General features: G+C 38.6%; 18 protein-coding genes and 4 pseudogenes. 12 read left to right on the forward strand and 10 right to left on the reverse strand.

What is annotated here, in order from left to right; genetic code table 11:
- Positions 1–114: 114 nt before the first annotated feature.
- Both AMD27_RS07900 and AMD27_RS07905 read left to right on the forward strand, forming a co-directional pair.
- On the forward strand, positions 115–1,482 hold the full coding sequence (locus tag AMD27_RS07900) for an amino acid permease (protein WP_067658659.1): 1,368 nt from the start codon (positions 115–117) through the stop codon (positions 1,480–1,482).
- Positions 1,483–1,795: 313 nt separating this feature from the next.
- Positions 1,796–4,000, forward strand: a complete 2,205-nt coding sequence (locus tag AMD27_RS07905) for an OsmC domain/YcaO domain-containing protein (protein ID WP_067658662.1) — start codon at positions 1,796–1,798, stop codon at positions 3,998–4,000.
- A 137-nt stretch (positions 4,001–4,137) separates the two neighbouring features.
- Here AMD27_RS07905 and AMD27_RS07910 read toward each other — a convergent pair whose 3' ends face one another.
- The 4 genes from AMD27_RS07910 to AMD27_RS07925 all read right to left on the reverse strand — a co-directional run bounded on the left by AMD27_RS07910 (position 4,138) and on the right by AMD27_RS07925 (position 7,417).
- Entirely contained in the window at positions 4,138–4,614 is a 477-nt protein-coding gene (locus AMD27_RS07910) for a hypothetical protein (protein ID WP_067658665.1), read from the reverse strand.
- Between the two features lie 41 nt (positions 4,615–4,655).
- On the reverse strand, positions 4,656–5,465 hold the full coding sequence (locus AMD27_RS07915) for an SDR family NAD(P)-dependent oxidoreductase (RefSeq protein WP_067658674.1): 810 nt from the start codon (positions 5,463–5,465) through the stop codon (positions 4,656–4,658).
- A gap of 108 nt (positions 5,466–5,573) precedes the next feature.
- Positions 5,574–6,488 (reverse strand): SMP-30/gluconolactonase/LRE family protein, encoded by a 915-nt coding sequence (locus AMD27_RS07920; protein ID WP_067658677.1) that lies wholly within the window; start codon positions 6,486–6,488, stop codon positions 5,574–5,576.
- A gap of 26 nt (positions 6,489–6,514) precedes the next feature.
- Complete coding sequence (locus AMD27_RS07925) at positions 6,515–7,417, reverse strand: NADP-dependent oxidoreductase (RefSeq protein WP_067658680.1); 903 nt, start codon at positions 7,415–7,417, stop codon at positions 6,515–6,517.
- Between the two features lie 129 nt (positions 7,418–7,546).
- On the opposite strand from AMD27_RS07925, the gene AMD27_RS07930 reads away from it, so the two are divergent.
- Positions 7,547–8,449: a LysR substrate-binding domain-containing protein gene (locus tag AMD27_RS07930; RefSeq protein WP_067658682.1), complete on the forward strand. Its 903-nt coding sequence runs from the start codon at positions 7,547–7,549 to the stop codon at positions 8,447–8,449.
- A gap of 97 nt (positions 8,450–8,546) precedes the next feature.
- Here AMD27_RS07930 and AMD27_RS19385 read toward each other — a convergent pair.
- Positions 8,547–8,781: pseudogene (locus AMD27_RS19385) on the reverse strand (TIGR03643 family protein).
- 207 nt (positions 8,782–8,988) lie between these two features.
- On the opposite strand from AMD27_RS19385, the gene AMD27_RS07940 reads away from it, so the two are divergent.
- A complete protein-coding gene (locus tag AMD27_RS07940; RefSeq protein ID WP_067658684.1) occupies positions 8,989–9,549 on the forward strand; it encodes a lipocalin family protein in 561 nt (186 codons plus the stop codon).
- A 497-nt stretch (positions 9,550–10,046) separates the two neighbouring features.
- Here the strand turns inward: AMD27_RS07940 and arsH are convergent, their stop codons facing one another.
- From arsH to AMD27_RS07960, 4 genes are read right to left on the reverse strand one after another with little or no spacing between them, the layout of a single operon-like run.
- Positions 10,047–10,751: an arsenical resistance protein ArsH gene (gene arsH, locus AMD27_RS07945; RefSeq protein ID WP_067658686.1), complete on the reverse strand. Its 705-nt coding sequence runs from the start codon at positions 10,749–10,751 to the stop codon at positions 10,047–10,049.
- A gap of 4 nt (positions 10,752–10,755) precedes the next feature.
- Positions 10,756–11,796 carry an ACR3 family arsenite efflux transporter gene (arsB, locus tag AMD27_RS07950; RefSeq protein WP_067658689.1) on the reverse strand — a complete coding sequence of 347 codons (1,041 nt, stop codon included), beginning with the start codon at positions 11,794–11,796 and terminating at the stop codon, positions 10,756–10,758.
- A gap of 4 nt (positions 11,797–11,800) precedes the next feature.
- The gene (locus AMD27_RS07955) at positions 11,801–12,274 is read right to left on the reverse strand and encodes an arsenate reductase ArsC (RefSeq protein ID WP_067658692.1); all 474 of its coding nucleotides are present in this window, start codon (positions 12,272–12,274) and stop codon (positions 11,801–11,803) included.
- Complete coding sequence (locus tag AMD27_RS07960; protein WP_067662895.1) at positions 12,274–12,603, reverse strand: metalloregulator ArsR/SmtB family transcription factor; 330 nt, start codon at positions 12,601–12,603, stop codon at positions 12,274–12,276. The genes AMD27_RS07955 and AMD27_RS07960 overlap by 1 nt, the downstream gene beginning before the upstream one ends.
- Positions 12,604–12,687: 84 nt before the next feature.
- On the opposite strand from AMD27_RS07960, the gene arsC reads away from it, so the two are divergent.
- From arsC to AMD27_RS07975, 3 genes are all read left to right on the forward strand, one after another.
- A complete protein-coding gene (gene arsC / locus AMD27_RS07965; protein ID WP_067658697.1) occupies positions 12,688–13,116 on the forward strand; it encodes an arsenate reductase (glutaredoxin) in 429 nt (142 codons plus the stop codon).
- A gap of 193 nt (positions 13,117–13,309) precedes the next feature.
- Complete coding sequence (locus AMD27_RS07970) at positions 13,310–14,428, forward strand: Fic family protein (protein ID WP_067658701.1); 1,119 nt, start codon at positions 13,310–13,312, stop codon at positions 14,426–14,428.
- A 450-nt stretch (positions 14,429–14,878) separates the two neighbouring features.
- A complete protein-coding gene (locus AMD27_RS07975) occupies positions 14,879–15,430 on the forward strand; it encodes a hypothetical protein (protein WP_067658704.1) in 552 nt (183 codons plus the stop codon).
- A gap of 135 nt (positions 15,431–15,565) precedes the next feature.
- On the opposite strand, the pseudogene AMD27_RS07980 reads toward AMD27_RS07975, so the two are convergent.
- A pseudogene (locus AMD27_RS07980) lies at positions 15,566–16,512 on the reverse strand (IS5 family transposase).
- A 483-nt stretch (positions 16,513–16,995) separates the two neighbouring features.
- On the opposite strand from AMD27_RS07980, the gene AMD27_RS07985 reads away from it, so the two are divergent.
- From AMD27_RS07985 to AMD27_RS08005, 5 genes and pseudogenes are all read left to right on the forward strand, one after another.
- Positions 16,996–17,931, forward strand: a complete 936-nt coding sequence (locus AMD27_RS07985) for a hypothetical protein (RefSeq protein WP_067658707.1) — start codon at positions 16,996–16,998, stop codon at positions 17,929–17,931.
- Positions 17,932–18,017: 86 nt separating this feature from the next.
- Positions 18,018–18,338, forward strand: a pseudogene (locus tag AMD27_RS07990) (contractile injection system protein, VgrG/Pvc8 family); the annotation flags it as partial.
- A gap of 58 nt (positions 18,339–18,396) precedes the next feature.
- Positions 18,397–19,344 carry an IS5 family transposase gene (locus tag AMD27_RS07995; RefSeq protein ID WP_067658713.1) on the forward strand — a complete coding sequence of 316 codons (948 nt, stop codon included), beginning with the start codon at positions 18,397–18,399 and terminating at the stop codon, positions 19,342–19,344.
- A 199-nt stretch (positions 19,345–19,543) separates the two neighbouring features.
- A pseudogene (locus AMD27_RS08000) lies at positions 19,544–19,793 on the forward strand (hypothetical protein).
- Positions 19,794–19,797: 4 nt separating this feature from the next.
- Positions 19,798–20,181: a hypothetical protein gene (locus tag AMD27_RS08005; protein ID WP_081405951.1), complete on the forward strand. Its 384-nt coding sequence runs from the start codon at positions 19,798–19,800 to the stop codon at positions 20,179–20,181.
- The last annotated feature ends 70 nt before the right edge of the window (positions 20,182–20,251 follow it).

The following is a 20,251-nucleotide window of genomic DNA, read 5'->3' on the forward strand; positions in this document are numbered from 1 at the left end:
CTTTGTTCAGTTTATTCAAGCTGACTCCAGCGCTTAAAACCGTCAAAACGCTGAATTGAGCATCAGACACAAGTCTAAGTTTCATGTAAAATTGCCCTTGACAGGAATCGAAGCATGAATAAAGAAACCTATAAACTCGGACAGGGACTTTCCAACCGTCATATTACGATGATCAGTATTGGGGGTGTCATTGGTGCAGGGCTTTTTGTAGGCTCATCTGCAGCCATTGCTAAGGCGGGACCTGCGGCAGTACTGGCCTATATCATAACCAGTATTTTGGTGTTTTTAGTTATGCGGATGTTGAGTGAAATGGCAGTGATGCAACCCGACACCGGCTCATTTTCAACCTATGCAAGAAAAGCGATTGGCCCTTGGGCAGGTTTTAGCATTGGTTGGTTGTATTGGTGGTTTTGGGTCCTAGTGATCCCCATTGAAGCAATTGCAGGTGCTGAAATATTATATGCATGGTTTCCACAGTTGCCCAGTGCCGTCTATGCATTGGCTTTTATTGTCCTTTTAAGTTCAGCCAATTTTTCCAGTACCAAAAGTTTTGGTGAGTTTGAGTTTTGGTTTGCGCTGGTCAAAGTCCTGGCAATTGTCAGTTTTATTGTGATTGGCACATTGGCCGTATTCGGACTCTGGCCTTTGGCGCAAGACGTCAGTGGCATAGCCAACCTGTATGCCAATGGCAGTTTTATGCCCAATGGTGCGGGCAGTGTCCTCGCGGCCATTTTGATTACGGCGTTTTCTTTTTTTGGGGTAGAAATTTTATCAATTGCGGCCGCCGAATCTAAAAATCCACAAAGCAAGATTAAACGTGCCACCAATTTAGTCCTGTATCGCATTATTTTATTTTTTGTGTTATCGATTTTCCTCACCGTGGCTCTGGTCGATTGGCGTTCTTCTGAATTACAAAAACTGGGCACTTTTCAATATGTTTTAATGACGCTGAACGTGCCGGGCACCAAACTCATGATTGATACGGTGGTCTTTATTGCCGTGGCAAGTTGTATGAATGCTGCCGTGTATACCTCATCGCGTATGCTCTACGCTTTAGGTTCCCGTCAAGAAGCCCCGCATTTAGTGACTCAATTGACTTCAAACGGCGTACCCACGTATGCAGTTTCTGCATCGACTTTGGTAGGTCTCATCTGTTGTGTGGTGAATTATGTATTTCCGGGGCATGTCTTTGGCTTTTTACTCTCTACCACTGGGGCAATTGCGCTACTGGTTTATTTGGTCATTGCCTTTTCCCAGTTAATTTTAAGAAAAAAACTGGAGCAGCAGGGTGTAGAGATTCCTTTTAAGATGTGGTTATTTCCATGGCTGACGTGGGCTGTGATTTTGACCATTGTCAGTGTCTTGGGATATATGTTTTTTTCGCCCAGTTATCGTTATGAAACCACACTGTCTTTGGGTGTGACAGTGCTGGTGATCATTTGCGGCATTAGGGTGACTTCAAAGCAGAAGCATACAGATTAAGTTTCTATGTCATCTAAATTTTGGATTATCAATGAATGATGTCGTTCATTTTTAAAGTTTCTAGGGAAATTCAATCCATACACAATACAATTTTCAGTCATTATCCTAAATGAATGAGAAATACAGACAAAAGTGATCATCTTGAGTAAATAGCTTTATAATAGCGCCCAACTTTAATCGCATATTCGTCAGCATTTTATTGACGATGCTTCTAGTCTCTCTTTTTTAAGTCTATTTCTGCTTGATTCGGCTTATATGTTTATTTAAATCTTGTGTCATTCGTTATGAAGCATAAGCACAATGAGGTTCCCGCATGGAAATCAAAGTCAATTATCTGGACAACCTTAGACAGGAAGCCAAGTTCGACGACTTCACGGTCATTGCTGACCAACCGATTCGCTATAAAGGCGATGGTTCTGCGCCAGGCCCGTTTGACTATTTTCTTGCTTCATCTGCGCTTTGCGCAGCTTACTTTGTTAAGGTGTATTGTGCTACGCGTGATATTCCAACGGATAATATTCGTCTATCACAAAATAATATTGTCGATCCTGAAAATCGCTATAAACAAATTTTTAAGATTCAAGTCGAATTACCTGCCGATATTTCTGAAAAAGACCGCCAAGGTATTTTGCGTTCAATCGACCGCTGCACGGTTAAAAAAGTCATCCAAACCGGTCCAGAATTTATTATTGAAGAAGTTGAAAGTATTGATGCAGATGCTCAAGCTCTGCTAATGCCCAGTTTGACCTCGGAAAATAGTACATTTATTGCGGGTAAAGATCTGCCTTTAGAACAAACCATTGTCAATATGTCAGAAATTTTGGCAGGTCTGGGCATGAAGATCGAAATTGCGTCATGGCGTAATATTGTTCCAAATGTGTGGTCACTGCATATTCGTGATGCACAGTCTCCAATGTGCTTTACCAATGGTAAAGGCTCAACCAAAGAAAGCGCTTTGGCGTCAGCACTGGGTGAATTCATTGAACGTTTGAACTGTAATTTCTTCTATAACGATCAGTTTTGGGGTGAAGAGATTGCTCATGCGGAATTTGTGCATTATCCAGATGAAAAATGGTTTCAACCTGGGCCAAAAGGCGAACTTCCGACAGAAATTTTAGATGAATACACCTTAGATATTTATAACCCAGATGATGAGTTACTCGGTACGCATCTATTTGACACCAACTCAGGTAATACTGAGCGTGGTATTTGCTCATTGCCATTTGTCCGTCAGTCAGATGGTGAAACGGTGTATTTCCCATCCAATCTGATTGAAAACTTGTATTTAAGTAATGGCATGAGTGCAGGCAACACCTTAGCTGAAGCACAAGTACAATGTTTATCTGAAATTTTTGAGCGTGCGGTGAAACGTGAAATTTTAGAAGGTGAGATTGCACTTCCAGATGTGCCAGAAGAGGTTTTGGCCCAGTATCCAAGCATTGTGGCAGGCATTCAAGGTTTGGAAGAGCAAGGTTTCCCTGTACTGGTCAAAGACGCCTCTTTAGGGGGGCAGTACCCAGTTATGTGTGTGACGCTGATGAACCCACGTACAGGTGGTGTCTTTGCATCCTTTGGTGCGCATCCAAAACTGGAAGTGGCCTTAGAGCGCAGTCTCACTGAATTACTGCAAGGTCGTAGCTTTGAAGGTCTGAATGATTTACCACGCCCAACCTTTGAAAGCCATGCGTTGACAGAGCCGAATAACTATGTTGAGCACTTTATCGATTCAAGTGGTGTGGTGTCATGGCGCTTCTTTAGTGCCAAAGCGGATCATGACTTTGTTGAATGGGATTTTTCAGCACACGGCGAAAACGCGAACAAAGTAGAAGCGGACACCTTGTTTAGTATTCTTAAAGACATGGGCAAAGATGTTTATATGGCGGTTTATGAGCACTTAGGTGCAACGGCATGTCGTATTTTGGTGCCGGGTTATTCTGAAATTTATTTAGTTGAAGATTTGGTGTGGGATAATACCAACAAAGCTTTGCCATTTCGTAAAGACATTTTAAATCTGCATCGTTTAGATGAAGATGAACTACAAGCCTTGGTTGAGCGTTTAGAAGAATGCGATTCTGATGACTATACAGACATTACGACGCTCATCGGGGTTGAGTTTGATGACAACACGGTCTGGGGTCAGCTCACGATACTAGAGTTAAAGCTACAAATTTATTTGGCTTTACAGCAGTTTGAAGAAGTCAAAGATTTGGTTGAGGCCTTTTTACAGTACAACACCAATACCGTGGAACGTGGCTTGTTTTATCAGTGCTTAAATGTGGTGCTTGAAGTCACCTTAGATGACGATATGGAACTTGCAGACTATGCGCATAATTTCCGTCGTATGTTTGGTGATGAACGTATGGATGTGGCGCTGGGTTCAGTTGAAGGAACAGTACGCTTCTATGGCTTAACAGAAACCAGTATGAAGCTTGAAGGCTTAGACCGTCATTTACGGTTAATTGACAGTTATAAGAAACTGCATGCTGCACGCGCTAAGTTTGTTGCACTAAAAGATTGATCCTTTGAAATAGACTGGATACTTCATCGGGTGATGCGTGTAGGAATTATGCGAATCAACAAACGTAAAAGGCTTACTCTGCGGAGTAAGCCTTTTACGTTTGGAAACTCATATGGGTGATGCTAATATTTCATTAATTAGACCAGATCATTCAAACCAAAGTCTTCTAAATTTGGATGAAACAATGCTTCATTGGTGGCTTCAGCCAGTTCAATAATATAACCTGGCGCAAGTTCCAACCGACCTTGAGCCCCCATGATGTTTGGGGTTCTTTTTTGCAAAATTGGAATGCCGAGTTGTTCAGCATTTCTATACACGGCTTCAATATCATCCACCACATACATGGTTTTGGTGTGTTGAATAAAATCTGGAAGCTTTTCAAGCTGAGTAGGTTCAATCACGACCAATGAGACATTGCCCAGCTTGGAGGTCAAGCCGACCACCATCAGATTAAAATATTCTTCAAGTCGAAATACATACTCAATTTCACCTTTTAAAATTCGCTGATAATTTCGAATATAGGCATGTTCTTGTCCAGGGTTAAGAAATAATCGCTCATAAGGACCAGATATTAAATGCTTAGCAAATAGGGGGTTATGAATGTGATGAGACATGGTTATTTTTCTCCTCTGTATTTAATGTAAAGCTAATGTATTTAATGCAAAGCTAATGGCTGTACCGTTGGTTTTTCTGCCAGTGGCATCCCATTTAATAAATAGCCACCATCTGCTGCAACCACTTGACCTGTAACAAAGGACGCCTCACTTGAGCTGAGCCAAATCGCCAAATGTGCAATTTCAAGCGGATCTGCACCGCGATGCATAGGGGTCGCTTCTTTAGAGTGTTCGGCAAAATTTGAAATAATGGTTGAAGTTTTGTCTGTCATGGGCGTCAAAGTATAACCAGGCACCACAACATTGACACGAATGCCTAAACGAGCATATTCCATCGCGACAACTTTACTTAAACCAATTAAACCTGATTTAGACGCTGCATAGGCTGCAAGATTCGATGCACCGGTTAAACCACCAATCGATGAGGTATTTACAATTGAACCTGAGCCTTGTTTGAGCATTTGTCGAACTTCAGCGCGCATAAGCAAGAAATTACTGGTTAGATTCACACTGATAATATTGTCCCAATCTTTAAGCTCAGCATTGACAATCGGCGCATGCACACCTGAAATTCCGGCATTGTTAAATGCAATATCGAGTCGACCGTATTTTTCGACAATGCTGTCAACCAGTGTATTTACGTCCGCTTCAATGCTGACATCCATTTTATAAAATTGAATATCAAGATTTAAATTTTGAATCTCTTGCTCAAGTTCTTTGGGAATGCTTCGTGCTGCGCCAATCACTCGCGCGCCACGTTTGGCATACTCGATTGCCGCTGCCTTACCAATACCTGAACTTGCACCTGTGACCAGTACTACTTGATCTTTAAATTGAGTTGAATTCGTCATTTTTATATACCTCTGGGTTTGATATTTTTATCCTTCCACCTACAATTTTTCAGCAGGTTTGGAAAATGGAAACTAAGTCGAATTGAGATAAATCGACATAAACTGAAATTACAGTGAATCCGCATGATGCAGTTTTAAACCGGCGTATGGCCAATCGGCTTTGTATAAGCGCCCTGTACCTGATGCTGTAATAAAAGCAGTTTTTAAATCCGAGCCGCCAAAACAAATATTGGTGACAGTAGGATCTTTTAAAGGAACCTCTACAAACCCAAGGATTTCACCTTGGGGTGAAATACTGGTAATACCACCTTTAGGCATTGTTGCGACATGCACATTGCCTTCAGCATCGATTGCGAGTGAATCTAAGAAGCTAAAATCGCCTAAACCCACCAATAAATGTGCCCCGTGTCCAGACAGATCAAGCTGGCCTGGTGCAGTAATGTCCCACCACCAAATACGCCCCGTAATGGTTTCAGAAACATATATCCGCGTGCCATCGGGTGAAAGTCCAACACCGTTTGGGGTAAATAAAGGCGATACAAGACGCTCGACATGACTTCCATCTAAACGTCCATAACTCAAAGCACCTAAATCCATGGCATGTTCACGGCGTTGTCCGTGATCTGTAAAATAAAAGCCGCCTAAACCATCCATGACAATGTCATTGGGTGCAAGAATAGGACCGTCTGCATAATCGGTATATAAGTCTTTGACTTCACCAAGGGGTGAAATCGTTTGAATACGCCCCCCTATAAAATCTGAGGGCTGCGGTCCGGGTGCGATCAAACCGTCTTTTTCTTCCCAAGACATGCCGCCATTATTGGCGATATAGATCATACCGTTTGGGCCTAATGCTGCACCATTTGGAGCACCTTCAACTTGGGCAATCACTTCTGAATGAAAATCTGGATACAGACGTTTTAAACTTTTACCTTTCAGCTCAACCACGATAACTGAACCATCTTGTAGTGCGATCGGGCCTTCTGGAAAGTCTAAATGTTCAGCAAATACTTCAAATTTCATAACTTGCTCCTGATTAAAATGAAGTCTTATTCAAAAATCAAAACGCTTTTGCCTTTGGTATGACCCACTAAAATGTCGGTATAGGCTTGCGGGGCTTGATTAAAAGGATATTCACGGCTGACAACCCAGCTAAAACGTTGATCTGCAACACGCTCCACGACATATTTCAAATTTGACGGTTCTTTCTTGACCCAAACCGCTCGAATTTTGCTTGAAGATAAGCGTTTACCTGAGGTAGAGCCCATAAATCCATCTTTTTTTACTGTCGCTAGTGAAGCTTGCGTGGCCTCTTCATTGCCGACCAAATCAATCGATGCATCGAAAGCATCTGGATGATTTGTTTTAAGTCGTTCAATCAGTCCATCGCCATATACTACTGCGGTTGCTCCCAGAGATTGAATATAATCTTGGTTTTGAGCCGAGGCAGTGGCTACGACTTTAATTCCTTTTTCAACAGCCAATTGAATGGTGATTGAACCGACGCCACCTGAACCGCCATGTACAAGTAAGGATTGGACAGGACCAATTTCATCTAAAATGGTCATGGCAGTCTGAGCAACACCTGCTAGAGTTCCTGCAATAGACCATGACATTCGGCTAGGCTTTTTGACTAAATTACTGATGGGAACATCGATGACACTGGCATGGGTATATGCGCCACCAGAGCCTAAAACTTCATCACCAATGACCCAACCCGTATTTTCTGAATTAATCTCTGTAATAACGCCAGCAAACTCTGTACCAAAGGCTTGAGGCATAGGGGAGTGTTTAAATTCACCTGTCATACGGCGTGCATCAATCGGGTTTATGCCTGCAGCCTTGACTTGAATTCTGGCCATATCCTTAGGTACAGGCACGAGTTCATGATGGATAAATTCTAAAACATCGGCTTGACCATATTGGCGTGCCATTAAAATTGAACTTTTCATATCGATCTGCTTTTCGACTTATCTATGGAATATTTGTATTATGAATATTCAAATCAAAAGCAGAAGAGCGTAAAATAAATCACATTATTCCAAAAACGATACAATAAGACTGATTGAGAAGAGAGCCAAATGCAGGATTTAAATAGCCTCAAAATTTTTAAAGATGTGGTGAGTGCAGGCGGTTATTCGGCAGCACATCGAAAAACTGGGCAGTCTAGAGCGACTTTAAGTCGTCATGTAAGTGAGTTAGAAGAACGATTAGGTTCAAGGCTCATTGAAAGAAGTACCCGCAGTTTTAAGCTGACTGAGCAAGGTCAAATTCTGTATCAACGCTGTGTCGAGATTTTCGATCAACTTGATGATGCATTAATCACCTTAGAAGGGATGCAAAAAGAGCCGAGTGGTCACATTCGTATTGCCATTCCACCATCTTTATTACATTTTCATGATTTTAGTCGTGAAATTATTCGATATATGGGAGAATTCCCCAAAGTTTCGATACAAATTGAAGTCACCAATCGACAGGTGGATATCCAACACGAAGGCTTCGATTTCGTTATTCGTGCTCGCTCAAAACTAGACTATCCTTTAGATTTTGTACCTGTGATTTTGGCTAAAATGCAGATGTGTATTGTGGTACATCCTATGTGGAAAAACTCAATAACAGCTGAATTCGAACAGACTCTAAATTCAATTCCAGCCATTGTATGGAAAGGGCAATTTGATCATAGCCAGTGGTCTTTTTTAGATAAACAAAATAAAGCAGTTCACTATAAAGTGATACCCAAACTGATTGTAGATGATATGCAAATGATGAGACAGGCAGCTTTGAATCAATTAGGCCTCATCATGATTCCAAAAATTTATGTACAAGAAGATGTGGCTTCGGGACAACTCATACTTATTCAACATCATGACCTCTTTATTCCTGAAAGCTTAGTTCATGTAGTCCATCTGGGTCACAAAGGTATGCGACCCGCAGTTCGACACTTATTGAATTGGCTCAAAGATGTGACTGTCAGTTTAAGGTAAGCGCTGAGAGGGGGGAGTAGATGGCTTTACATAAAAGATTACGAGCGATTCAGAATATTGAGACGTGTAGCATTGTTCAGTACCTTAAACAAATTTTTTAGCCATCATCTTGATTACCGACTCCCAAATTTTTTGTAAGGACTAAATGTTTGCTTTTACGTCCCGTCACTCGCTTACGCCACAGTTTAAAGCTCATTACGCATAAGTCTAATCACAGCAGACTCATCGAGATTGTATTCACGTTGAATAGCTTCAAATGGAATCTGATCTTCCCAAGCCATTTCAATAATGCGTGAAATTTCAGCCCCTATGGTTTCGTTCACATTTGGCATCGCTCATCCTTATAGTTCATTCAGACTAAGTTTTAAAATAAATATGATTCAAAATATAATATGCAGTACATCAATTTTTTGTGAATTCTAAGAAAAATATGTTATGTAATAGATTGAATCAAATCATCTTCACGCTTTTTTCACAGTCACACGATTAAATTGAAAAATAGAATTGATCTAGAATTATCTTCATTTAGGGATAACATTATGAATACAACATTAAAATCAATAGTGGCGGGCACAGTACTAGCACTCGGTAGTTTTGGTCTTTCTGTAGGCGCACAAGCTCAGACAGTTGCACCACAAGCAGTCGATAAAGTTGATATTCAGCGTTATGCAGGCAAATGGTACGAGATCGCACATTTACCGATGTATTTTCAGCGTAAGTGTGTTGCAAATACTACAGCACAGTACAGCCTGAATCCTGATCAAACTGTGTCGGTGCTCAACAGTTGTAGTACAGCGGATGGTGGAAAAATTAGTTCTGAGGGGCTGGCTTATTCTCAAAATGAAGGTAACAGCAAACTGAAAGTGAGTTTTTTGCCTAAAGGTTTAAGATGGTTACCCTTCACCAAAGGTCACTATTGGGTACTTCGTATCGATCCTGATTATAAAGTTTCACTTGTAGGTGGCCCAAGCGATAAATACTTATGGATTTTGTCACGTGATGCTCAAATTGATGATGCGACTTATCAGTCTTATTTAGATACTGCAAAAAAATATGGCTATGATGTTGAAAAGCTAATTAAAACGCCACAGCAACCTTAAGCTGCAAAATCAATAACTACTCAGCGTCACTTTCTGCCGAACTGTTAAAATTTTCAGTTCGGTTTTTTTATTTTTTTCAATGTACTTCATACAAATTCCATTTTTTCATCCTTAAACTGATGAAAATGACGATTGTCATTGCTTCAGACCAACTGAGAGAGACTTTAGGTCTTGGATTTTTTAATCGTCCAAAATACAAAACAATTCCATAATACGATTCATGCAAAGCCTTGATCTTAATGGTTTTATCTTGATAACCAATATGTTACAAATTCCAAGGATTTTTTATGTGTATTTTTTCTGTCAAACTCAGGTTGATTACTTGTTTAAGAAACTCCCAATAAGTCACTTCAAGTTTCAAGATGAAATCACCAATTACTCAGAATAATTCGGTACTATCGAATATACGGACTAGCGCTTTGAGTTTGGTGTAGTCACTGAACTCATAGCGCTAGTTCCTCTATTCCTCAAATCAGTTTTTTATCCGCGATTCGCATTTAAATACGATTTTGATTTACACGTTTCGACAACTCTTCTGCACTTTCGACTCGCTCAGAATAACGATCAGTTAAATAATCTGATTGCCCTCTGGTTAAAAGCGTAAATTTATACAGTTCTTCCATCACATCCACAATTCTTGTGTAGTAAGAAGAGGGCTTCATGCGTCCATTTTCATCAAATTCTAAAAAAGCTTTTGGAATAGAGGATTGATTTGGAATGGTGATCATACGCATCCAACGTCCTAAAACACGCAATTGATTCACAGCATTAAACGATTGAGAACCACCACATACCTGCATGACTGCAAGGGTCTTACCTTGGGTCGCACGAATTGCCCCTGCAGCAAGCGGAATCCAGTCAATTTGAGCTTTTAAAATCGAACTCATTGAACCATGACGTTCAGGCGAACACCACACCATCCCTTCGGACCATGCTAGAAGTTCATGCAGCTCTTTTACTTTAGGATGGTCTGTAGCAGTATCTTCCGGTAGAGGTAAGCCTTTAGGATGAAATATTTTTATTTCAGCCCCCAAATATTCCAATATTCTAGCAGCTTCTTGAATAGCGAATCGACTATAAGATATTTCACGATTTGACCCATAAAGCAGTAAAATACGTGGTGCATGTCCAAGAACTTTGGCTTGTACTTCGTCAAACGTAGGTTTATTAAGAAGATTTAAATCTACATGGGGGAGAGTCATAGCTTTATACCTCTTTAAATACTTTTTTTCTCAGCCAGAGTGAAACACTCACTAAGGCAATCAACACAGGCACTTCAACCAATGGTCCTATCACTGTTGTAAAAGCAACAGGCGATGCAAGCCCAAAGGTTGCAATCGCAACGGCTAAAGCCAATTCGAAATTATTACCTGCCGCAGTAAAAGAGATGGCAGCAGTTTTAGGATAATCATTCCCCATCCACTTACTCATAAAGAAACTAATGAAGAACATCACCACAAAGTAAATGGTCAATGGAATTGCAATTCTGAGCACATCTAATGGCAAACTAACGACTTCACCGCCTTTTAAGCTAAACATGGCAACAATCGTAAATAACAGCGCAAAAAGGCTCAGCGGACTAATTTTAGGAATAAATTTGCTTTGATACCAAAGCAATCCCTTTTGTTTCACAAGAATAAAACGGGTTAAAAAACCCAATAAAAAGGGAATCCCTAAATAAACCAGAACTGCATGGGTAATGGTCCAAAAGCTGACATTAATGACTTGTGCTTCTACACCAAAATAGGGTGGTAAGAAGGTCAAAAACAGCCAAGCATAGGTACTAAAGAATAAAATTTGGAAAATACTGTTAAACGCGACCAAGCCTGCAACATACTGATTATCACCGCAAGCCAAACCATTCCATACCAAGACCATGGCAATACAGCGGGCCAAGCCAATCAGGATTACACCAGTCATATATTCAGGATAGGAGTGTAGAAAAATGATTGCCAATGCAAACATTAAACAAGGCGCAATCAGCCAGTTCTGAACCAAGGATAATGTAAGTGTTCGTTTATCTTTAAAGACTTGTGGCAATGTCGCATAGTCCACTTTGGCAAGTGGTGGATACATCATCAAAATCAAACCAATCGCAATTGGAATATTGACTGAATCAATGCTCATCTTATTTAAAGCAATCGATGCTTGAGGAAAGAACACCCCAATCCCCACACCCAATGCCATCGCAATGAAAATCCATAGCGTTAAATTACGATCTAAAAATGAAAGTCTCGAAGTAGACATAATCTTACTCAATATTTGAAATTTTATTGATTTCTGTAATAAGCTCAGAACGAGAAAGACTGTTTACATCCAATGCAAATAACGCATCCAAACGTTTATTAATGTGATCAACAGTCAATAAAAAAGCGTTGAGCTTTTCTTCTTCAGGTAGGTCTAAGTGAGATGGGTCAGATAATCCCCAATGTGCCTTAATTGCACCGCCTAAGTAAAGAGGGCAAGCCTCCTGAGCTGCCGAATCGCAAACGGTAATCACCACATCAGGTTGATATTGTTCACACTCATCAATACTCTTGCTAGATAAGCCATCGGTTGATAAACCTAAGTTTTGTAATGTCTTGATGGTTAAGGGATGAACCTGACCTGAAGGCTGACTTCCTGCACTGTAAGCTTTCCAACTTTTAGGCGCACGGCTATTGAATAACACTTCTGAAAGAATGCTACGGCAACTGTTTCCAGTACATAAAAATAAGAATTTCATTAGTATGACTCGCAATGAATTGTAATGGACGAATTAACATGAGGATTATTCATCATGTCGTCATTTTGTTTTGAGATGATTTTTAAAACCTCATTTGCCCATTCAGGAAGATTTGGATTCAAACGGTAATACACCCATTGTCCTTGTCTTTGATCAAGCAGAATGGAAAGATTTCTAAGCAAAGCCAAATGGCGAGAAATCTTTGGTTGACTGAGTTCTAATTGTTCCGTCAGTTCACATACACAAACGTTTTGTTTGGCTATAACTAACTTCAAAATGTCCAAACGCGTAGTGTCAGATAGACACTTAAAGAAATCTGTTTGATTCATTTTACGATTACTCAATATATTGCCTATTGCGAATATACGCATATCCATATATAAATGCAATACTGTTTTGAACCGAGAAAAGTCATGTCACAAAAGATTAAGATTTATCATAACCCTGCCTGTGGAACGTCAAGAAATACACTGGAACTGATTCGAAATACAGGACAAGAACCAGAAGTGATTGAGTATTTAAAAACACCACCAAATAAAGAAGAGCTGATTCATTTAATTGAAAAATCAGGCCTTTCAGTTCGTAAAGCAATGCGTAAAAATGTTGAACCCTATGAGAATTTAAACTTAGATCAACAGAACTGGACTAATGATCAGTTGATTGATTTTATGCTTGAATATCCAATTTTAATTAATCGTCCATTTGTAGTGACAGATCTTGGTATTAAATTATGCAGACCTTCTGAATTAGTACTGGATCTATTATCTGCTCCTCAACTCAATGCATTTAGCAAAGAGGATGGCGAAGTAATTATTGATCAAGATGGCAAGAGAATTAACTAAATTTCACCATCGGATGAATATCTTTTCGGATTAAGAAATCATGGGCTTAAACAAGATCGGGGATTAATGTAAGGAATGGGTTTGGATATATTGAAAAATAGATGAGCTAATTAAACATCATATTTGGCTCAATTTATGAGCCAAATATGTGTTATATTCGACTCATCTTAGATTGTGTAGTGGGAGATTGAAAATGCAGCAATGGATTTGGCAAGCAGGAGACTGGACAAATTTCACATGGCAAGATTCAACCATCCTACCTAAGACTAGACAAATACATCAAAAAATAGGAATTCTTCTTGGACAAAGTCAGCATGATTTAGCGAAAGAACAATTCACTCTAGATACTCTACTTGCCAATCTTGTTGCTTCATCTGCAATTGAAAATGAAACTCTCAATGTTTTTTCATTGAGGTCATCTCTAGCACAGCGCTTGGGTGTCACGCTTGAACAGCCTTATCCAAGCTCAGATCGATCAGAGGGCTTAGCCAATATTATGCTAGATGCGCTCAATGATGTTAAGCAACCATTAACCGTTGAACGTCTCATGCAATGGCATCGTTGGCTTTTCAATGATCCAGATTGGACAATGCAACGTTTACGCATTGGTCAACTTAGAGGATCAGAACCTATGCAGGTCGTTTCAGGGCGATTGGATTACCCTAAAGTACATTTTGAAGCTCCTCCAAGAGAAGGACTAGAGGAACGTCTAAATACCTTCATCGAGTGGTTTAACCATAGTTTGAATGATTCATTGCTTGATCCTTTATTACGTGCAGGCATGACCCATTTATGGTTTGTTACTTTACATCCTTTTGATGATGGTAATGGACGTATTACACGTACACTTACCGACCTTGCTCTTGCTCAAATGGATGAACAAAGTATCCGTTTGTATGCGATGTCGACTACGATATTAAGCAAGCGTAAAAGTTACTATGACATTTTAGAACAAACGCAAAAAACTGATTCTGATATCACGACTTGGCTAGTTTGGTTTTTAGACACCTTAAATGATAGCCTTGAAAAAACCTTAACTCAGATTAATCGAACATTGTTTAAAAGTCAGTTTTGGCATAAATATTCAAATTTATCCTTGAGTGAAGGGCAACGCAAAGTTTTAAATCGTTTATTTGACGGTGGAGAAAATGGCTTTGAACATGGTATTAGTGCTTCACAATATCAGAAGGTTGCTAAAGTCAGTAAAGCAACCGCTACTCGCCACTTATCAGACTTACTTGAGAAAGAATGTATCGTCAAATTAGAAGGTGGTGGCCGTAATACACGCTATCAGATCAATACTCGGTTATAGATCAATAAACATAAAAAAAATGGTAGTGCTAAAAACCAACGTGTAATAATTCATTTATATATTTTAATATCAATAACTTATTATTTTTATCACGTCGTATTCATGCACTACCAAATATTTAATATAAAAATCAATTCAATAGTGATTGATTTCACAAATTTTTAGATAAAATGCAGGTTTGATTGAGTTAAAAAACGAGCCTAAATAAGATAATTAGAGGGTAGTGCTAAATACCAACGTGTAATAATTCATTTATATATTTTAATATCAATAACTTATTATTTTTATCACGTCGTATTCATGCACTACCAATTAGAGTAATATTTGAATCGCATGAAACTTAAAATAATTTTTTAATGATTTACTCATTCTAATAGCCTTGATTAAATTTGATAAGATAAATAATAATATTTTAAGTTTTAAACCTATGATTAGTATTTGAGATTTTCAATGAATTTGAATTTAAAAAAAAGTGAAAACTATAATGCAGTTCTTAGTGAGCTATCACCATTTAGATATAAATATTTTTTATTTGTGGTTGGATTTTTTATTCTTTTTTTATCAATTCAAATTCCATTCAATGAATACTACGGAATAACATTGGTTGGTCAATCTGATAAGTTAGATATTCCTCATAGGTTACTTTTTGACACATTAAATATTTTAATAATTATTACTAATATTTATCTGCTTGCTTTTTATAAAATAAAAGGCTTTTCAAGCCAATTGGTTAGAGAACTTACTGAATACGGTAGAAATTATATTGCAATTAAACAACCTAAATATTCATTTTCTAAATTTTTTTCAATTATATTTGTTTTTTACTTTATTTTTCTTATTGCTATTTTTTCTATTCAACCAAATGCACACTCAAGATTTGGGTGGTTTTATCATAGCTATATTTATTTTTCTTTTATTTATGCTTTCTTTATATATTACGTTTTTACTGTTTTTTTTGCGGCAATTTTAGCTATGAATGAAATTCGAAGATATTTTAAATAAATTGTTTGACTGAATATAAGGACTATATAATGGAGGAAAATAAGTCTAATTAAAAACATCCTGTTTTAAAATCACTTTAAAAAGGCTTTGTTGCACAAAGGTTTGAAAGGCAGAGCTACCCTAATTGAGCCAAATTTAAGTGGCAACATGGGTATGAGGGCGACCTAATTCCGTGAATTTATTTAAGACTGCTATGCGTGCATGAATCTCATTCACCTGACTAGGGAAACTCCTTGCCGTTAATTTATCGCCTAATAATTTGATGCAATGCATCTTGGTTTCCACCAAACTTCGACGATGATAACCAGACCACTTTTTCCAAAGGGATCTTCCTGAGAAGCACTGCTTCGCAAGATTGATTGTTTTCAATAACTCATTCCGCTCTATAGACATCGCTTGCTGATCTTTCCAAGGCTTTGCATTTTTCCTTGGTGGTATTACCGCATGTGCATCTCGATCTAAAATGACTTGTCGGCAGTGCTTTGTATCATAAGCACCATCTGTACAGACAGAATCAATTTGCTCATCCAAGGGAATTTGAGCAAGTAAATCTTCTAATACTTGTGAATCACTGACATCATTTGTAGTGAGTTGTACAGCCCGTATTTGTAGGGTTTTAGCGTCTATACCAATATGCAGTTTGCGCCATTGACGACGGTATTCAGGCTGATGTTTCTTACGTTTCCATTCACCCTCACCTAAAAATTTCAGACCAGTGGAATCCACGAGTAGATGCAGCCCATCGCTACTTTTTTGGTAGCTAATGCAATATCAATATGCTTTTGTCTTTTACAAAGCGTGGTGTAATCTGGCGCTGTCCAATCTAATCCGCAAAGTTTAATCAGACTTTGAACAAAACCTGTAACCATGCGTAAAGAGAGTCGAAATAGAGATTGTATCATTAAGCAGCATTGAATAGCTGTATAGGAGTAGGTTTAATTTCGACCTTGCTTGCCTTGTGATTGTGCATACCATTGAGTGCTAGGATCAAACCAAAAAGAGATATTTCTTCGATTGATTAAGGTTTGATTATAAGAAGACCAATTCGTTGTACGATAGATTTTAGATGTAGGCTTATTCATTCTGAAATTTTATTGCTGAATAAGCCTTCAAGAATAGGTTTGTGCAACAAAGCCCTTCTGACCCTACGTTCTATTTCAATAATTGCAAACTCAATTGTTCAGCAAAATTTGGATTGATATGGTCTACCACAAAAAACATCTGACCATGTAGTATTCTTTTTGTGTATTTGGTGGTAATTCGAGTATGTGTATCAGCATAGATAAGCGTATCAACCTCAGAGGAATGGTTTAATCCATAAAGTATTCCACCGACGCATTTAAGTGAATTTTCTAACATAAGGAAATAACGATCATCTATGAGGTTGACTGAGCTGAGAAGGAGGATCAATTTTAGGGTCTTGAGGAATTTGATTAAAACAAGTTTGTTTAAATAATCTAACCATACCCATTAACACGTGTAAAACTTTGCAAAAATTACTTCAAATTTTAAGCTGAACTTGATAAAACAAACAACGTTGATCAATAAATGAAGTCTAAGTTAAGATGGTGAGTAAGTATGTGCTTTATCCAATTCAAACGCTCAAGGATTGGCAAGGGGAAGATTGGGATGTCTACGAAGAGCAAAAACTTTCAATCGGGATAACTCTACAGTATGGCTGGCGTTATGGTGAGCCGAGAAAAGGCACAAAAGCACTTATTGTTACAGCTGAATTAGCTGAAACTTTTAAACAATATTCATGGCATGAAATGATTGATGTGTTTGGTATTCCAAGTTCAACCACATCAAAAATTAGACGAGAACTCAATCTGCAAAAAGCCGTGTCTCGACGTAACTATAAATGGATCATTCAACACCAACATGAAATATTGAACTACAGTTACCCGATGTTATTTGAAAAATATGGGTTGAGCAAAGGTACAGTAAAAAGCTATTCCAATTACTTAGTCAGCGAGCTCAGTATAAAAGATAAAAAAACGCGCATTCATGAACATCAGTATGCAGTTGAAAAAATCTACCAAAGCCATAAAGTACAAATTGCACAATGCAAAAATTTTAAAGAACTACAAAAAATCTTACAAACCGATGATTACACCGCAAGAAAATTTCACGAACTTGCCTGTGCCGAATTGCAATTACCTGCGATGAGTGAAATTCATCTAAAACAATTGAATGAAACATGGCAGTGGCGTTACCAACATCGAGAGACGATTTTAAATCCAGATATCACTATTCTGCAAATTGCTAGTCAACTGAACACCTCTACAGACCAAATCTACAATGCCCGTAAAGCCTTGCGACGCAGATTAAATATTAAAGAAATCATCGGAGTGGTGGGTATAGAAAAATGGGTGTTGCAACATGCAACTGAATTAACAACATTCAAGATAAGTGAATTACAAAAAAAATATCAAATGACCACAGGACAGATAAAGTATCGTCGTATGCTTTTAAAAAGACTGCAACAAAATGAGACATAAAGTGTTGTTTAAATAAAGGCTAAAGTTAGACAATTTTAGCTTTTATTTTGTATAATTCATCACAATCTAAAATCAAATAATAAATTATGGCAAATCATATTTACGCTGCATTAGAACAACTCGGACTAACTGCACAAAAGCGTGCCATACACCTACAGTTCAGCAATAGCATACTCAACGATAAAGTATTCCTACAACGTATTGATGGGACACATGCCCTCAACCAAGGCATAAATTTACAGCTCATTTGCCTATCTACAGATGCCCACATTGCTTTAAAAAATTTCATCGGCTGTCAAGTCGCGGTCGATATCGTTACTGACCAATCAGAACTAACACGAATCTCAGGCATAGTGACTCAGGTGGATATCGGTGCTAGTGATGGATCACTGACGATTTATCGCCTGAACGGGCTTTGTTGCACAAAGCTGTTCTTAAAGGCATCTTCATCAATATAATTTCTAAATGAATAAGCCAACACCTAAAATCTATCGGACAACCAATTGGTCTTCCTATAATCGAGCCTTAATCAACCGAGGAAATATCTCCATTTGGTTTGATCCTAACACTCAATGGTATGCTCAGCCAAAAGGTAAACAAGGTCGAAATCAAACATATTCCGATACAGCTATTCAATGCTGCTTAATGATCAAATCCTTATTTCGACTCTCTTTACGTATGGTCACAGGCTTTGTCCAAAGCCTCATTAAACTTTGTAGATTAGGCTGGACCGCACCAGATTACTCTACCCTCTGCAGAAGACAAAAGCACATTGATATTGCGGTTAGTTACCAAAAGAGCCGTGATGGACTGCATCTACTTATAGACTCCACTGGCTTAAAGTTTCTAGGTGAAGGTGAATGGAAACGTAAGAAACATCAGCCTGAATACCGTCGCCAATGGCGTAAACTTCATATCGGTATAAATGCTGAAACCCTGCAAATACGTGCTGTTCAGCTCACGACGAACAATGTGAGTGACTCTCAGGTTCTTGGCAACTTGCTTGCTCAAATTCCATTGGATGAGCAGATTGACTCTGTCTATACAGATGGGGCTTATGACACGAAACACTGCCGACAAGTCATTTCAGATCGACAAGCGCATGCTGTGATTCCGCCAAGAAAGAATGCAAAGCCTTGGAAAGACAAACAAGCGAGGTCTATAGAGCGGAATGAGTTATTGAAAACAGTCAATCTTGCGAAGCAGTGCTTCTCAGGAAGAGCCCTTTGGAAAAAATGGTCCGGTTATCATCGTCGAAGTTTGGTAGAAACCAAGATGCATTGCATCAAATTATTGGGAGATAAATTAACGGCAAGGAGTTTCTCTAGTCAGGTGAATGAGATTCATGCACGTGTAGCAGTCTTGAATAAATTCACGGAATTAGGCCGCCCTCATACCCAAATTGTATCTTAAATTTGGATCCTTTGGGATAGCTCTGCCTCTCAAGCATTTGTGCAACAAAGCCCTCGAATTTTATAAACCTTTGCCATAACTTTGAATCCATTTTTAAAAGTAACTTCGTTTTATTTTAAACTTAAATTTAAGTTGTAAAGTTACTTTTAAAATGATTTAATTCAAACACGCATGTTGGTAACTTTTAAACAAGGTAACTATGGCTGCTATATCGTTTCAAAATCATCTCGATTTCATTCAAGCTGCTTTTAATCAAGTTGCCAAGATTGTTGCCGAACACGGTAATCCATGCTTGGAAGTTTGTTGCCCAGCAGAATCTACAGAAAGATGCCTTGAGCATTTAGCAGTCGTTGCCAGTGATTGGTCTTATGACTATTCATTGATTGATGCTCACCTAGAAACTTATAAAAAAAGCGAATGCTGAAATTCGTGAATATTTAGGAGAGTAGGGCAATGGACAAGGCATGTGAACTCATCAATAAAATTCAAGACTTCGATCAGAATATTCATCAGCTTGCAGAAGTTTATGAGCAGTCCAATTGCATCATGGAAGAAATCGTCCTAGCTGCAACATATTCAGAAATAGATCTTCGCATCTGTCAAAACCTAAAAGACTTTCTTAATGGTGTTGTAAAAGCAAAGCTGAATAAAAGCGAAAAGCTGATCACTAAAAAACAAACTAAACCTAAAGATAATTCTGTCCTTGAAACCTTTGAACGAAAAATAGCCAATGCTTGTAAAAACACAGGCACTCATAATCTGACTGCAAAAGAAGGACTTCAACCCCCGATTTATAATATGCGGGTAATGGATTCACAACAGGCATCTGAACAATGAGCTTTCACAAGATTTAAAGGTCATAGCCACGCAGACTTGCGTAGGCTTAGACTAATACGCAAGTCGAGTA

The organism is Acinetobacter sp. TGL-Y2 (assembly GCF_001612555.1).
GTDB lineage: Bacteria > Pseudomonadota > Gammaproteobacteria > Pseudomonadales > Moraxellaceae > Acinetobacter.